We start from the raw sequence: 13,452 nt of genomic DNA on the forward strand, positions 1-13,452 counted from the left end.
TGGCTGGACTGTTTTCACGACGCTTGCGAGAGTTCACTTACGTTAGCCACGCCATCCGAGCCCTTCCGCTTCCCGCATCGATGCTTGCAGGTGTCGCTTTCGCCTCGCAGCTCCAGCTAGGCTTAACGCCTCGGTCGTTGTCCTTGAAGCTCCGCACCCCACCGTTACCAGTGACGCACGATCAAGTAGGCTACTGCTGGCAGAACAGCAGGTCCTGTCCGACCAGATGCTATCGGCAGGACAGTTGCGATAGCGACTTTGCAGGTCGCACCTGTATAAAAACACAGTATATCCTGGACGGCAGCGCGGTTTGTTTGCAATTTCGGGGTCACATCACTCGGGGCCATTGCACCGATGCAGTTCCTACACTGCTTTCAGCTAAAGACATCCGATCCGGTTCGACTTTATTTCGCGGCGCTAACTGAGTTCCCAGTAAGGATCCGGGTAAGTAGAGAAAGTGGACTCGACTTAACCGCGTACGACCGCGGTCTCGCGATCTCATAACAAGCGAAAGTCGGCGATACCTCAATGGCTGGCGTGATGGATGCGGCGTACCTCGCGCGCTAGTTCGCGAGCTTCATGTAACATTTCGCGCGTGCAATCACATTGAGTTGGTCTGATTCGAACATGCAAATCCGCCCCCTGTCCCATCTCTGTTTCCTTGCTGCGGCCGTATTGGCGGCTGCGTGCTCAAGCAAGTCGACGCCCAATGAAGAAAACTTCGCTGCGGCCGTCAACCAGAAACTTGCGGCCAACCCCGTTCGCTGCTTGCCACCAACAGATTGGCCCGCGACGGCCGAGCCCGCCGATCACGGCAACCCCTATGCTTTTTACGACGCGGGAGTGGGCTTCGTGCAGGCGGGCATTGCAACGATGAAAGAGGAAGGCCCAGACTACTCCACCAACTTCCGCAAGAAGGCCATTTTCGCGCTTACCGATGAAGGCAAAAAGCAGCTGGTCCTGGACAAGCGCCAGCCTTTCCCGGGCAAGGATTACGGCCGATTCTGCTATGGAAAGGTGAAGCTCATAGAGGTTTTGAAGTGGGACGAACCCACGAAAATCGGCAGCGAAACCGTCACAACCGTCACTTACTCCTACGAGATGGTCGACGTGCCGAAGTGGGCGGACAATAAGCAACTTCAAACGTCGTTCCGCGTACTTGGCACCGACGTAACCGGCAAGGGTCAAGCGAACCAGGGCGTTTCGCTCGTTGACGGTCATTGGCAGCCTGCAGGCTGATTGTCACCCGGTGACGGGGACGTCTGTACGCTGGTCGAAATAGCGCCCGTGGGCCGCATAAGCGTTAGCGCCAATCAATACGACAATGCAACGATGAGGCGAGCGGCTATGCCGTTTGCGATCTCTTTCCCGTTCGCCCCACCTCAAGGATGCGCGCCGGGTAGCAGACGCGTATCCAAGGCAAACCGCTCGTCGTTTCGAAGCCTGAAAGTTCCGGCTGCCGTCGCGGTGTCGATCAGAAGATTCCACGAATGGCCGCTGACAACACTGGGGATCAAGACCAGCGGATGCTCGGACAACAGTGCGTCACCAAACGCCTGCTGATTGGGACTGACGGTGCCGGACTGAAGCCAGTTAGGATTGGGAATGGCCGATTTATGGACCACATAGACAGGTGCCGCATCAATTTCCACTTCCAGCAGTCGATGCGGGACTGTGTCCAGCACATTGAAACCCTTGTGCACGGCCACTTCAAGGATGGTGGTGGCCGGGTCGAGCGACGCGTAAATCACACGTCGCCCCTTTGAGGACCAACGACCTCCGACCTGAAAGGCGCCTTCTGCTGTGTCCCACGTGGGCACGTACTTTTCGCGCTCCAGTCGCCAGGCGGCGAAACCGCTGCTGCCCAAAGCAGCCGGCAGCGGCGTCAAGCGTAAACCCCGTAGTCCATTCTGGTGAGCAACGCCTTGACGAGTTCTGTTCCTTCGGAGCTTTGCAGCAGGTCGATCGGCCGTCGCTGATCCAGCGCCAAGGCTGGTTTCAGGAGCCAGCGTTCGGCCTCCTCCTGGGAACCAAGCACGTCGATCGCGTGCTCCGTTATAGCGGCGAGCCGAAGCAGTCGATCACTGGCGTTGCTGTCGAGCCGCCGGTCCGCGTCCTTCCCCCGCTGAAGCGTTCTCTCACTTACGCCGATGGCCTGCAGAACAGCATCCTTCTGGACCAGTTCATAGGAATCCATCATGGTTCGCGCGAGAAGAACCGGCAGACCGCGGGTGACCATATCGTGCACCAGGAGCGGCTCCATGTCGGCGAACCGTTCGAGCCCTTTCGCGCCCAGGCGGTCGATGTGCGAATCCGACGGTTTCGCACGCTCCACGTCATCATGCCGTGACTCGCCCCGCGAATGAATCAACAGCCCGATTTCATGCAGTAACTTCCCGAAGCGCGCCGCTCCGAGGGAAGAAGGTGCTCCTAGGGGTTTCTCGACTGTAGCTACCATACGGGACTCCTTTCCGTCATCTGTCGTCTAATTATACGACAGGTGTCGCTTGCATTCAATGCGGAGCTCGACACGCCAGCGCGGAGACCGGTAAATGCTGCACCCTGGCGTCGGCCGGCATCTGTCAGTGACGTCGAGGACAGCGCCGCGGCTCGCGGCATGCCTCTGCGCCAAGCCCCTGCGCGTGTCGTCCCATGTGCCGTCGGCAGGCGGAGATCTGCCGAGATGCGTCGATCTCCGTTCCGCGCTGCCTGCGCGTCACGGCCGGACAGAGAGCACGTCGCAGGTATTGGGGTTGGCCGCCTGTGGTCCGCACGAATTTGCGCCCTCCTCTCGAGGGGCGGCAAATGAAGGGTATGAAAGCCACAACTTTCATGCCCTTCGTTCCACGCCCCTCCTAGCCGGCAATGAAGGGGCGGATAGCCCACAGCCGATCGCCCCTTTCGCGTAAAGTAACTGGATAGTTCACTTCTGTTGGTAATCTTAATTATGTCAAATCCGGAATCGATTCACTGGGCGAGATTCCGGTTCGCCCGGACCGACGTGGGTGGTCGTTACCAATGCACTGGACTTGCCGCTGCATGACCGGACACGCGGTCACGCTTCGGTTGGTGAAGTTGCGCGCCGGCGACATTCGCGTGGCGAGCAGTATTTCAAGGCGCTGTTAATAAGTCTATCAAATGATCTACGCAGCGCTCTGCGGCATTGGACTAGCGTATGTGTCGAAGCATCTCGCTGAGACGCAGTTTCAGGCTAGGCGCCTGAGTTGGGTACTCGAAGACTGGTTTCCGACGTTTGTCGGGCAATCGCGGGCCGTCGAACTGGTGGTCGACGCGCTCAAGTCCGGTTACCGGCGCTGAAGAGCGCAGCAAATAGCCGCATCTCCGTCGCTGTCTCATAGCCTGGTCGTATCAGTCGTTAGCTGCCGTATCGCAACGATTCAACAATCAAGGCAAATGCGGGCGACGTTTGCCGACGACTCGCATAGTAAAGATGGTACCCCGGCACCATCGGGCACCAATCGTCAAGGACACTGCCAAGACGACCGTCGGCGATATGAGGTTCCGCGAGATCGTACGGCAGATAAGCAAGTCCGTACCCTTCCACCGCGGCCTCGAGCATTTGAGGTGTCGTGTTACAGATAAATTGGCCATGTACATTCACGTGCAGCGTGTCCCGTCTCTTCCCGAATTCCCATGCATATAACCCGCCACGCGTCGGAAGACGAAGATTGATGCAACTGTGGGCGGCCAGATCGCGTGGATTCGCCGGATGTCCATTCGACGCAAGATAAGCCGGCGAACCCACGACTGCCATTCTGAAATCGGGGCCTATCCGCACGGCAATCATGCCCTGCGCGATGAGGTCGCCGCTTCGCACGCCCGCATCAAATCGCTCGGCAACGATGTCGACCATGCCGTAATTAATGTTGATTTCTACCGAAATATCGGGATAACTGCGTAGCAGCTCTTTGAGCTTCGGCCAGAGAATCGTATCGGCCGCATGATCGTGAGCCGAGATTCGGATCAGGCCCGACGGCTTATCCCGCAATGCGCTCAACGACTCCAGTTCGGCGTCGATCCGCTCGTAGTACGGCCCGACGTTTGTCAACAGTCGCTCACCCGCTTCGGTGGGTGACACGCCGCGCGTCGTCCGGGTCAGCAAGCGAAGCCCCAGCTTTTCCTCGAGGCCACGCATCGAATGGCTCAAGGCGGACTGCGATACGCCGAGTTGAGCGGCAGCGCGGGTGAAACTTCGCTCGCGGGCGACGACGAGAAAGGCTCGCAGGACATTAAGGTCGACGTTCGGCATTATGAATCCGGCTCATATCAGTTAGCGAAGTCTAGCAGCTACCGGTGGGGCCGGGTGAGCAGTAAAGTTCAGTCAACGGCCACGTGGCGCATATGGGTGCCACGGGCGAACCTCTGAACAGGAGCAGTAAATGGAAATCGAAGTCAAGCGTTGCGGCAGCGTTGCCTCGGTCAAGGGACCCGCCGACTGGTTTACGGGTACCGTCCGTATAGACGCGATGTTTCAGCCGAACGAAACGACTCGTGCGTCGGGCGGCAGTGTGACATTCGAGCCGGGTGCGCGTACGGCCTGGCACGAGCATCCACGCGGCCAAACCCTGATTGTGACGGCCGGCAGTGGCTACGTGCAGCGCTGGGGTGGCCCGCTTGAGGCCATCCGGCCAGGCGACGTTGTGTGGGTCCCGGCGGGCGTGAAGCACTGGCACGGCGCATCGGCCGAAACCTTCATGACGCATATCGCCATCCAAGAGGCGCTCGATGGCAAGGCGGTCGATTGGCTCGAACACGTTGCCGACGAACAGTATCCGGGCTCCGTTGCCGCACGCTAAAAGTGAGTCATCGATGCCGCACGTAATTGTGAAGATGTGGCCCGGCAAATCGGAACAGCAAAAGCAACAGCTTTCCGATGGCATCACGAAGATGGTGGCCAGCATCCTCGGCTATGGCAAGGAGTCCGTCTCCGTTGGCATCGAGGTTGTGCAGCCATCGGCCTGGGTCAAGGATGTCTACAACCACGACATCCGCGACAAGTGGGATACGCTGTATCAGAAGCCGGGCTACGATCCATCGCAGCTCTGAGCGCTGGAATCCAGCGGCCGAAAGGGTACCGTTCCAGCCGCGGATCGGCCCGCGTTTCTCATGAAGCGCCCGGCGGCAGATATTGATTGAGACCGTGCGGGGAATTGCCATGACGGAAAATATCAAGGACTATGCGCGGGGGATGAGGAGCCGTGTGAGGCTACTCGCCAATACAGCCTCCGTGGTCGCGTATGTACCGCCGTGGCGACAACATTTGCTCGAGGCCAACCCCGGTCTGTCGGTTGATCTTGAGGAAAGGCCGAGCAGCGGAATTGTCGAGGCGCTGGTTCACGAGCGAGCGGAATCTGTGTCGCCGCTGATGCTGCGGACCTTCTCGCACTTCAAACGCGTCTCGTCGCGCAAGATCGGCTCGTTGTCTTGCTGCACACCTGCATACATCTCAGAGCAGCACTCAATTCGAGCGATTGAACTTCCGATTGGGCGGGTGAGCTACTGGCCATTTTCACGTAGCCATACCTGGCAACCTGAACGTAATGTCCGGCAAAAGCTTGTCCCAGCGGAAGCCGACTTCGTCGCGCACAGATCAATCGATAACCGCAGCACAAGCATCCGTCGGCGCCGCTGCCACATGACCAACGACCGGCACGACCGTCAACCCCGCCGACGCCACACGGCACGGCGCGGCAACCAGGCCGCAACCGCCCAGCGTGATGCAAAGAATGGCTAACGCCGCATAAACAGAAGATTTCATCACAAGCTCCATATCAGTTTCGCTGGCCCAGAGCGGACCGCGTCGCCATAGCAATATCCTTTGCCACGGACGCGAGGGCTCGACTATGTGCGTTGACGAGCGCATCGTAGCCAGGCCCCCGTATGGCCTCGTGTACAACGCTGCGTCCGTCAATCGAATTCCCCTTCGGCGGTCGCACCGACCAGATCACGGCCAATGTCACCGCATCACCATCTATCGGTGAATCAAAGCTCTGCACATCAACGGACACCCCGTAGCCGCTACCAGTCGTACGCTGCGGATAGACAGACACGACCGAACCTGGGATCCGTTGCGTGAGATCCTCGGCGAGTGCACGTCCAACCTGACTCTTCAGCGGATCGGCCCATCGGGCGAACTCGTCGATGGACACTCTGTTCGCGTCGATGGTCGAGACGATTTGCGGGCGATCGACCAGATCGGGAACCGTGACCGGGCCGATCGCGATCGCGATCGCTATCGGCTTGACAGCCGGCGTCGGCTCGCCAACCTGGACTGGACTCAGCGTATAAAAACGTGTGGTGGGCGACGTCGTGCATCCCACTGCGAAGACGCTCAAAACGATTGTCGCGAAGGCGAGCACTCGATACAGGCTCATGGTTTGTCCTCAGTCTTGCCGCGGATCAGCGCTTCGGGGTGCCGTTGGAGATATTCAGCCAGCGAACGGATTGAGGCCGCCGCCTGCGACAGTTCATGCATCGTCCCGGCGGTGCCCTGCTGTAAGGGCGAGTCGCTTTGCAACGCGCGATTCGCCGTCGACAGTGCGTCTCGAGCCGCGGCGAAGGTCGCTTTGGCGTCCGGCGCGATATCGGTATTGATGGTTTTCAGCAGCGTGTCGGCATCGCCGAGCGTTTTGCGCAGGTCCGTGCTGAGCCCCTCGAACGGGATCGCATTGAGCTTGGCGACGAGACTCGTGATGGATTGCTGCAGGCCTTGGAGATTACCCGCCACCGTCGGCAGTTGCGACGGCCTCTTGCTCCAGTCCACCGCCGTCTTGGGGGCGCCTGGAAAGAAGTCGAGCGCGACATACAGTTGTCCGGTAAGAAGACTGCCGGTTCTTAGCTGTGCCCGCAGCCCTTTCGATACCAGGTAGTCCGCGAACCGCTTTCTATCCGCCGGTGTGTTTCCAGCGTTGCGGTCCCAGTGATCGCGCGAAATCAGACGCTCCGGATAAATGTTCACATCGACGGGAATGCTGAACTCCCTGGTCGCCGGATCGAGACGCGCGCGGATCGCGGTGACCTCGCCAATGACGATCCCCCGGAAGTCGACCGGAGCGCCAACCATCAACCCCCGCACCGACTCCTTAAAGTTCAACACGTATTTGTCGATGATGGTGTCGTGCGGCTTCATCGCCTCGACGCGTGCCGCGAAAAGTTCGTACTCGTGCAGCGCGTCGGCTTCCGTGCCCCGGGTCGATTCTGGTGGGTTCTCGAACGCAAGGCCGCCGATGAGCATAGACACCATGGATTCCGTGTCGATCGTGACGCCGGTCGTGTCCAACTTAACGTCCACGCCGCTCGCATGCCAGAAGCGGGTGTCATTCGTCACGTATTTATCGTAAGGCGCATTGATGAAGACATGTATTGTCATTCCGGCGCCGTCGGGGTCGAGGGCGTACGAGACTATCTGCCCGACCTGAAGTCGCCGAAAGAAAATCGGCGAACCGATATCGAGCGAGCCGATATTTTTGCTTGTGAGCACAAACTCGCGCCCAGGCGTGCCAATGGCGAGGACCGGCGGCGACTCCAGACCGACGAAATCGCGTCGAGCCTCGCGCGACGTGCCGATGTCCGTGCCGATGTGGGAACCGGAAATCAAGGTACTGATGCCCGACACCGTGCCGCCGGCGATGCGTGGCCGAACGACCCAGAAACGGGTATCGTCGACAAGCATGCTGGCCGCGCTGCGGGTCATTTCGGCACTGGCAAGCACGGTCTTGTGATCGTCGGAAAGCGCCAGACTTTTGATCACGCCGATATCGACGTCCTTGAACTTGATCTTCGTCTTGCCGGCCTCGATGCCGTCGCCGGTGGCAAAGCTGATGGTGATGGTCGGCCCTGTTCGCATGATCGACTGCACGAGCAGGCCGCCCGCGATCAGGATGGCCACGAGTGGAACGATCCACACAATCTGTACGCGCCGTCTCGACGGCTTCACAGCGACTGCTGTCGGAAAATCGGCCGCGTCTTCCCTGTCTTTCTGTCCCGACAACTTATTCACCTTCCCACTCCACTGCATCCCAGATAAGCCGGGGATCGAACGACAACGCGGCAAGCATGGTCAACACGACCACCGCTCCGAATGCAATCGCGCCAGGACCGGCATCGATCGTAGCAAGCGAACCGAACTGTACGAGCGCAACCAGCATGGTGATGACGTAGATATCCAGCATCGACCAGCGACCGGCAAGTTCTAACGCCCGGTACATACGCGTTCGTATTCGCGGGACGACCGAAGAGCGCAACTGGGTGCTCCACGCGAGATAGGTGAGCAACAGGATTTTGATCATAGGCACCACAACGCTGGCAATGAACACGACGATGGCAAGCACCCACGAACCGGAGGTCCAGAGCGACGCGACGCCGCTCAGGATCGTGTCGGATTTGGTGCCGAACACCGTACTGGTGACCATGACCGGCAACAGAACAGCCGGGATGTAGAGGACCATCGCGGCCGACAGGAATGCCCAGGTACGGGCAAGACTATGAGGCTTGCGAAGATGCAACACTGCGTTGCAGCGTGGGCATATCCCGCCCTGGAAGTGAGCGAACGGCTTCGACACCAGGCCGCAGTCATGGCATCTGAATAGACCGGTGCGAGCCGCGGTCGGCGTTGCCTCATTTTTTCCCGGCACGAGCGACAAGACATTGTCATCCGGCCCGCTGTCGATACGCGTGCATATATCGGCCGGATTGAACGAGACAGCGGCGGCTGCGAGCAGCACCATCACCGCGCCGAATGCCCAGATCCCGAAACCGGGAACGACGGTCGCGAAATGCTCGAGTTTGACGAGCGCGACCAGCATGGCGAGCATCAGCACTTCGACCATTCCCCAGGGCGCAACCTGTCTGAGCACGCGCAGAGCGAGTTCGGGGCGGTACGGCGAACGCCCCAGATGCAACGGCAACAGCAGATAGATCACCGCCGCGATGTTCAACGAAGGCGTCAGGATCGTCGTCACGAAGACCAGACTTGCCAACGGCCACATTCCGTCACGCCACAGCGATGCGACCGTGCCTAACAACGTCGTATCGACGAATGCGCCCTTGACCCAAAGCTCGACGATCGAACAGCAATTGGCGACCGCGAACAGAACTGCCGCAGCCAGGGTGAGCGCCAACGCGCGATCGTACGTCGCCGGCAGGCTCCGATAGAGGACCGCATCGCAACGTCGGCAGCGCGCGGTACCGCGTTCGGATAGCGGCGCCCTCCACTGGAGCAGATCACATCCGTGACACGCGATAAGCCTGGCTTCATCCATCTTTGACATCCCAGTTTCGAACTCGCCCTACTCTGGGCACCTCCTACCAGGCGCCCGACTCACACTGCTAGACGAAGTCTCACATACCGTATAGACGGTTTGTTTTTAGTCAAAAATTCTGGTCCGAATTCGATCCCTGAACTCGACCGAACATCGCCCGCCGGGCGTCATCGGGAGAGAAGCTGCGCTAGAACGGCGGTGAACTCACAGCATGACGTCAGCCTGCGGACCGCGCGGAACGACGTTTTGAAGACAACGTCCGCGACTCCCAGCTCTTTTCGTCGAGGAGCCTCTCGAAGAGTCGCTTGCGAGCCGATTCGCTCAACGTCGACATGCCCAGCATTGCGTGAAATGCGATACCGCTGGCAGCGAAATACCGCAGCAGCGACAAGTCCGGGTCAGCCGCGCCATCTTGCACCGCCTGCATGACTGCTTCGTCAGTCGTCTTGATCTCTTCGAGCAGGGCCGGACTCTCGATCAGCGCGGCGAGACTGGCCCGCGCCACGGAATTCGGCTGCTTGATGGCTTCGCGGTAAATCGCGATCCGGGCGGCGAGGATCGGTTCGGCTTTGGTTGAGCCTTCCTTCTTCAGATAGTCACGAGAAATCTGCTCGAACTGCTGCTGCTGATAATCGAGCAGCGCGCACAGCACCCCGTGCCGCGTACGGAACTGATGCAGGAGCCCCCCCTTGCTGATGCCGCTTTCGCGCGACAGCGAATCGAACGTCAGTCCACCGACACCATCCCGCGTCAGGATAGTAAGCGCGGCTTCAATTGCCTTTCTGCGGGAAATCTCCGAGCGGGTCTGATTGTCCATTGTCGATATCGATGACGTTGCGATGTTTGCGGCGGGGCGTTGCGGCTGGTGGAGCCGACCGGTGGAATTATACTGTCGCGCCTACACAAAAACAATCCGTCTAGACGGTTTACAAAGAGTAACGGCAGTGCTACTGTCCGGTCTCGTCGAATCCGCCCGGAACAGAGGGTTTGCCACGCTTGAACTTTCCTTCGAGGAACGCCAAATGCTTAACAAAAACGTCGTCCCGCTTCTTTTCACCGCGGTCACGGTGTTGACCCTGTCGGCATGCGCCGGTATGCAGCCTCTGCCCTACGCGGGTATTTCGTCGTCGTCGCAGTTGCAGCACAACCGCGATGACGATGCCGGCAAGGTGCCGTACAAATACACTGCCCCCGCGGCTTGGTCGCGATACACCCGGGTTCTCGTGGACCCGGTCGTCGTCTATCAGGGCAGTGACAACCAGTTCGGGGAGATGAAGGCGGAGGACCGCACCGAGCTTGCCGATTACATGGGAAAGAAGTTTTCGGAAAAACTGGCCGCTCGCTTCCAGGCCGCGCAACAGCCGGGCCCTAGTACGCTGCGCATCAAGCTGACCTTGACCGGTGCGGAAAAAACAACGGCGCTGGTTGGCCAGTTCATGCATTTCGACCTGGCAGGCAATCTCTATAACGGCGTGCAGTCGGTCCGCGGCGGCCAGGGAGCCTTCAGCGGCTCGGTTTCCTACGCCGTGGAAATCTATGACAGCGGCAACGGCCAACTGCTGAAGGCATACGTGTCCAAGCAATATCCTAATGCGATGAACCTCGTTGCAGCCTTCGGCTCTTTGAGCGCGGCGAAGACGGGCATCGACAAGGGAGCTGACGCGCTGGTCGCCCAGCTTCACTAAAACGACTCGCGGAACCGCGCCAGCTGAAGTCTTTCCCTCGCGGGCAGCGTCTGCACCGTATGAGTCACCGGAGCCGGCTGTGCAGAGAGGGCGGCCGCTGCGGACTTCACCGAGGTTTGCTCATGCGTGCTCTAGCTGACTTGCTTGTCCCGCTTGCACCCCCGCCTCTGATGGTCTGCATCGTATTTGCGATCGCGTACCTTCTGGTGGGGATTCCAGTCCATTTCCGACGCGGCGCGGTCGCCAGAAACGTGTTCGGCACGCTGGCCGGACTATTGTCCGGCATCGCCTACGTCACGCTCGTCGTGGGCTTCTCTTCTGGTATTCATACAGCCCCACGTTAAACCCCCGGTCATCGATGTGCATCTAGTCAACCCAGGCATTCGACGAAGGAAACAAAGTATGAAACGCTTGCGACCCGCGATTATGCCGTCGGTCATTTGCATGTGCCTTATGTCCGGTTGTGTCTCAACGGACCAGGTGATCAAACCCGAGGACTGAAGTTGACCCAGAAAAACGGACATCTATCCTTTGGACAAGGAGGTGCCGATTATGGGCAAGCATCGTAGCCCGTTTCTACCTGCGCCTGCGTCGTGCCAATCTTGCCCAGCAGTTCGACTTCGCCGGAGCCGAGCGCATACGCGACCGTGATCGATTCCTTGTGTACATCGAGACCGACGTACAACGTGATATTGTGTTCCAAGCTGGAAATCGCCGGGTGCGACCCTGTCCGCACCGTGCGGCTCTGGCAGCAATGCTAACCCGCGTTTGACTCCTCGCGGCAGGCCAGCCTTTGCCTCACGGAGTCATACTGTCTAGCCCAAAAAGTAAGAGCACGTAATGTCGCGCGAATTTGCGCCCGTCTGGCTGACAATATCCGTCATCGCACGCGCGCGGCGCCATCGTTCCGAGATGCGGTCGCCCTGCGTGAACTGGTGGACGCTATTGAGCAGTCCGCCGCGCGGTGGGTCTAATTCCGCGATCGCCGTCTGGTCCTTGCCAGTCTCCGGATAATTGTTATTGGGACACTATTCAAGCTGCGGACGCCGACGAACGAGAGCTCACTTGGGAGCTCAGTACAAGTAGCGGGTGCTCGTCGGATTACTTTGCAGCGCGCTGTGCGCGAACCTGATCAGACGTCACCGTGCCCTCCTTCGAGCCGAAATGGCTCAGCACGAAATTGGCGACCGCCGCGATATCCGAGTCGCCATACGCGCCCGCGAAACCCGGCATCTGCTGCAAGCGGCCATTCACCGTGAGCGAGGTGCCGTTGAGCAGCACCTGCACGAGCGCCGCGCCCGATGGATCGTTGACCGCGTGGCTGCCCGCGAGCGAGGCATAGTCGCTCTGGCGGCCCGCGCCGTTCCACTGGTGACAGCCCACGCAATCGCCTGCGAAGAGACGCTGGCCGCGTTCGAGCGCCGGCGTCGTGGCGCTCGCGCCCGGCAGCACCGCGTTCGATGCGCGCGCCGCCGACGGATCGAGCGTGATCGTCGCGGCCTCGTTCGTCTGCGCGCCCGTCGCGGGCGCGACGCTGCGCAGATAGGCGACGAGCGCCGCGATATCGCCGGGCGTCAGATATTGCAGGCTATGTTCGACGACATCGGCCATCGGCCCCGCCGCCGAACTGCGCCCCGGCGCATGGCCGCGCGAAAGATACTGCGCGACCTGCTGATCGCTCCACGCGCCGATGCCGTAGCTCTGATCCGAGGTCGTGTTGTACGCCTTCCAGCCTTCGATTTCCGCGCCCGAAAGATAATCGCGCGACTTCATCGCAAAACCCGCGTTGCGTGGCGTATGGCACTCGCCGCAATGGCCGAGCGCCGTGGCGAGATACGCGCCGCGATTCCATTCGACGCTCTTCGCCGGATCGGTGACGAAGCGCTGCTCGCGGAAGAACAGCACGTTCCAGGCGGCCATGCCCCAGCGCTGGTTATACGGGAACGACAGGTCGTTCGCTGGCGGCGCCTGATGCACGGCGGGCAGCGTCAGCAAGTACTGCTTGATCGCCAGCACGTCGTCGCGGCTTAGCTGCGTATACGAGGTATAGGGCATCGCCGGATACAGATTTCCGTGCGAACCGATGCCCGCGCGCACGGCGTTCACGAAGGCGTCGTCGCTCCAGTTGCCGATGCCGGTGTCCTTGTCCGGCGTGAGATTGGTGGAGTAGATCGTGCCGAAGGGCAGCTTGAACGGCCGCCCGCCCGCGTAGGGCGTGCCGCCTTGCGCCGTATGGCAGGCGACGCAATCGGCGGCTTTGGCGAGGTATTCGCCGTGCGCCACGATAGCCGCCAGATCGGCGGGCGTGCCCGCGACGGGCGGTTGCGGCTCGCTGCCTGCCGGCGTGAGCCAGGCGCGGCCGCACAGGACGGCGGCGGCCACGGCAGCCGCGAGCGCCGTATAGCCGATGATTCTGCGAATTTTCACGATGTGTGGGTGCTTATTAGTGTTGTCGGTTCGACGCAAGCCAGGCGATCAGTCCACGC

Annotated in this window: 14 protein-coding genes and 2 pseudogenes; 6 read left to right on the top strand and 10 right to left on the bottom strand. The window is 60.1% G+C overall.

The window, feature by feature from the left end; all coding sequences use genetic code 11:
• The first annotated feature begins 627 nt into the window (after nt 1–627).
• On the top strand, nt 628–1,239 hold the full coding sequence (locus OKW28_RS00820) for a hypothetical protein (RefSeq protein ID WP_429443083.1): 612 nt from the start codon (nt 628–630) through the stop codon (nt 1,237–1,239).
• A 143-nt stretch (nt 1,240–1,382) separates the two neighbouring features.
• Here OKW28_RS00820 and OKW28_RS00825 read toward each other — a convergent pair whose 3' ends face one another.
• Nucleotides 1,383–1,889 carry an RES family NAD+ phosphorylase gene (locus OKW28_RS00825; RefSeq protein ID WP_429443085.1) on the bottom strand — a complete coding sequence of 169 codons (507 nt, stop codon included), beginning with the start codon at nt 1,887–1,889 and terminating at the stop codon, nt 1,383–1,385.
• Entirely contained in the window at nt 1,886–2,458 is a 573-nt protein-coding gene (parS, locus tag OKW28_RS00830; protein ID WP_429443087.1) for a type II RES/Xre toxin-antitoxin system antitoxin, read from the bottom strand. The genes OKW28_RS00825 and parS overlap by 4 nt, the downstream gene beginning before the upstream one ends.
• A 671-nt stretch (nt 2,459–3,129) precedes the next feature.
• On the opposite strand from parS, the pseudogene OKW28_RS00835 reads away from it, so the two are divergent.
• A pseudogene (locus OKW28_RS00835) lies at nt 3,130–3,318 on the top strand (LysR family transcriptional regulator); the annotation flags it as partial.
• Nucleotides 3,319–3,376: 58 nt separating this feature from the next.
• Here the strand turns inward: OKW28_RS00835 and OKW28_RS00840 are convergent.
• Complete coding sequence (locus OKW28_RS00840; protein WP_429443089.1) at nt 3,377–4,270, bottom strand: LysR family transcriptional regulator; 894 nt, start codon at nt 4,268–4,270, stop codon at nt 3,377–3,379.
• A 136-nt stretch (nt 4,271–4,406) separates the two neighbouring features.
• Here OKW28_RS00840 and OKW28_RS00845 point away from each other — a divergent pair, with 136 nt between their 5' ends.
• On the top strand, nt 4,407–4,817 hold the full coding sequence (locus OKW28_RS00845; RefSeq protein ID WP_429443260.1) for a (R)-mandelonitrile lyase: 411 nt from the start codon (nt 4,407–4,409) through the stop codon (nt 4,815–4,817).
• Between the two features lie 13 nt (nt 4,818–4,830).
• Complete coding sequence (locus OKW28_RS00850; RefSeq protein WP_429443091.1) at nt 4,831–5,067, top strand: tautomerase family protein; 237 nt, start codon at nt 4,831–4,833, stop codon at nt 5,065–5,067.
• Nucleotides 5,068–5,611: 544 nt separating this feature from the next.
• Here OKW28_RS00850 and OKW28_RS00855 read toward each other — a convergent pair.
• The 5 genes from OKW28_RS00855 to OKW28_RS00875 form a co-directional block, all read right to left on the bottom strand.
• Nucleotides 5,612–5,779, bottom strand: coding sequence for a DUF6726 family protein (locus tag OKW28_RS00855; protein ID WP_429443262.1), 168 nt, complete (start codon nt 5,777–5,779; stop codon nt 5,612–5,614).
• 13 nt (nt 5,780–5,792) lie between these two features.
• Nucleotides 5,793–6,395, bottom strand: coding sequence for a PqiC family protein (locus tag OKW28_RS00860; RefSeq protein WP_429443094.1), 603 nt, complete (start codon nt 6,393–6,395; stop codon nt 5,793–5,795).
• The gene (locus OKW28_RS00865; protein WP_429443096.1) at nt 6,392–8,038 is read right to left on the bottom strand and encodes an intermembrane transport protein PqiB; all 1,647 of its coding nucleotides are present in this window, start codon (nt 8,036–8,038) and stop codon (nt 6,392–6,394) included. The genes OKW28_RS00860 and OKW28_RS00865 overlap by 4 nt, the downstream gene beginning before the upstream one ends.
• The gene (locus OKW28_RS00870; RefSeq protein WP_429443098.1) at nt 8,013–9,281 is read right to left on the bottom strand and encodes a paraquat-inducible protein A; all 1,269 of its coding nucleotides are present in this window, start codon (nt 9,279–9,281) and stop codon (nt 8,013–8,015) included. Before OKW28_RS00870 ends, OKW28_RS00865 begins: the two co-directional genes overlap by 26 nt.
• A 217-nt stretch (nt 9,282–9,498) precedes the next feature.
• The gene (locus tag OKW28_RS00875) at nt 9,499–10,098 is read right to left on the bottom strand and encodes a TetR/AcrR family transcriptional regulator (RefSeq protein WP_429443100.1); all 600 of its coding nucleotides are present in this window, start codon (nt 10,096–10,098) and stop codon (nt 9,499–9,501) included.
• Nucleotides 10,099–10,303: 205 nt separating this feature from the next.
• On the opposite strand from OKW28_RS00875, the gene OKW28_RS00880 reads away from it, so the two are divergent.
• A complete protein-coding gene (locus tag OKW28_RS00880; protein WP_429443102.1) occupies nt 10,304–10,966 on the top strand; it encodes a DUF3313 domain-containing protein in 663 nt (220 codons plus the stop codon).
• Nucleotides 10,967–11,088: 122 nt separating this feature from the next.
• Entirely contained in the window at nt 11,089–11,310 is a 222-nt protein-coding gene (locus tag OKW28_RS00885) for a hypothetical protein (protein ID WP_429443104.1), read from the top strand.
• A gap of 230 nt (nt 11,311–11,540) precedes the next feature.
• Here OKW28_RS00885 and OKW28_RS00890 read toward each other — a convergent pair.
• Together OKW28_RS00890 and OKW28_RS00895 are read right to left on the bottom strand one after the other, a co-directional pair.
• Nucleotides 11,541–11,669: pseudogene (locus OKW28_RS00890) on the bottom strand (IS110 family transposase); the annotation flags it as partial.
• Nucleotides 11,670–12,067: 398 nt separating this feature from the next.
• On the bottom strand, nt 12,068–13,393 hold the full coding sequence (locus OKW28_RS00895) for a c-type cytochrome (protein ID WP_429443106.1): 1,326 nt from the start codon (nt 13,391–13,393) through the stop codon (nt 12,068–12,070).
• Nucleotides 13,394–13,452: the final 59 nt, after the last annotated feature.

It is taken from the genome of Paraburkholderia sp. 40 (assembly GCF_050434105.1).
GTDB classification, from domain to species: domain Bacteria; phylum Pseudomonadota; class Gammaproteobacteria; order Burkholderiales; family Burkholderiaceae; genus Paraburkholderia; species Paraburkholderia tuberum.

What these genes read in the sequence shown, in the direction of transcription:
- OKW28_RS00865 (WP_429443096.1), bottom strand. Translation starts at nt 8,038, where the DNA reads ATGCAGTGGAGTGGGAAGGTGAATAAGTTGTCGGGACAGAAAGACAGG.
- OKW28_RS00820 (WP_429443083.1), top strand. Translation starts at nt 628, where the DNA reads ATGCAAATCCGCCCCCTGTCCCATCTCTGTTTCCTTGCTGCGGCCGTA.
- OKW28_RS00880 (WP_429443102.1), top strand. Translation starts at nt 10,304, where the DNA reads ATGCTTAACAAAAACGTCGTCCCGCTTCTTTTCACCGCGGTCACGGTG.
- OKW28_RS00860 (WP_429443094.1), bottom strand. Translation starts at nt 6,395, where the DNA reads ATGAGCCTGTATCGAGTGCTCGCCTTCGCGACAATCGTTTTGAGCGTC.
- parS (WP_429443087.1), bottom strand. Translation starts at nt 2,458, where the DNA reads ATGGTAGCTACAGTCGAGAAACCCCTAGGAGCACCTTCTTCCCTCGGA.
- OKW28_RS00875 (WP_429443100.1), bottom strand. Translation starts at nt 10,098, where the DNA reads ATGGACAATCAGACCCGCTCGGAGATTTCCCGCAGAAAGGCAATTGAA.
- OKW28_RS00855 (WP_429443262.1), bottom strand. Translation starts at nt 5,779, where the DNA reads ATGAAATCTTCTGTTTATGCGGCGTTAGCCATTCTTTGCATCACGCTG.
- OKW28_RS00885 (WP_429443104.1), top strand. Translation starts at nt 11,089, where the DNA reads ATGCGTGCTCTAGCTGACTTGCTTGTCCCGCTTGCACCCCCGCCTCTG.
- OKW28_RS00870 (WP_429443098.1), bottom strand. Translation starts at nt 9,281, where the DNA reads ATGGATGAAGCCAGGCTTATCGCGTGTCACGGATGTGATCTGCTCCAG.
- OKW28_RS00840 (WP_429443089.1), bottom strand. Translation starts at nt 4,270, where the DNA reads ATGCCGAACGTCGACCTTAATGTCCTGCGAGCCTTTCTCGTCGTCGCC.
- OKW28_RS00850 (WP_429443091.1), top strand. Translation starts at nt 4,831, where the DNA reads ATGCCGCACGTAATTGTGAAGATGTGGCCCGGCAAATCGGAACAGCAA.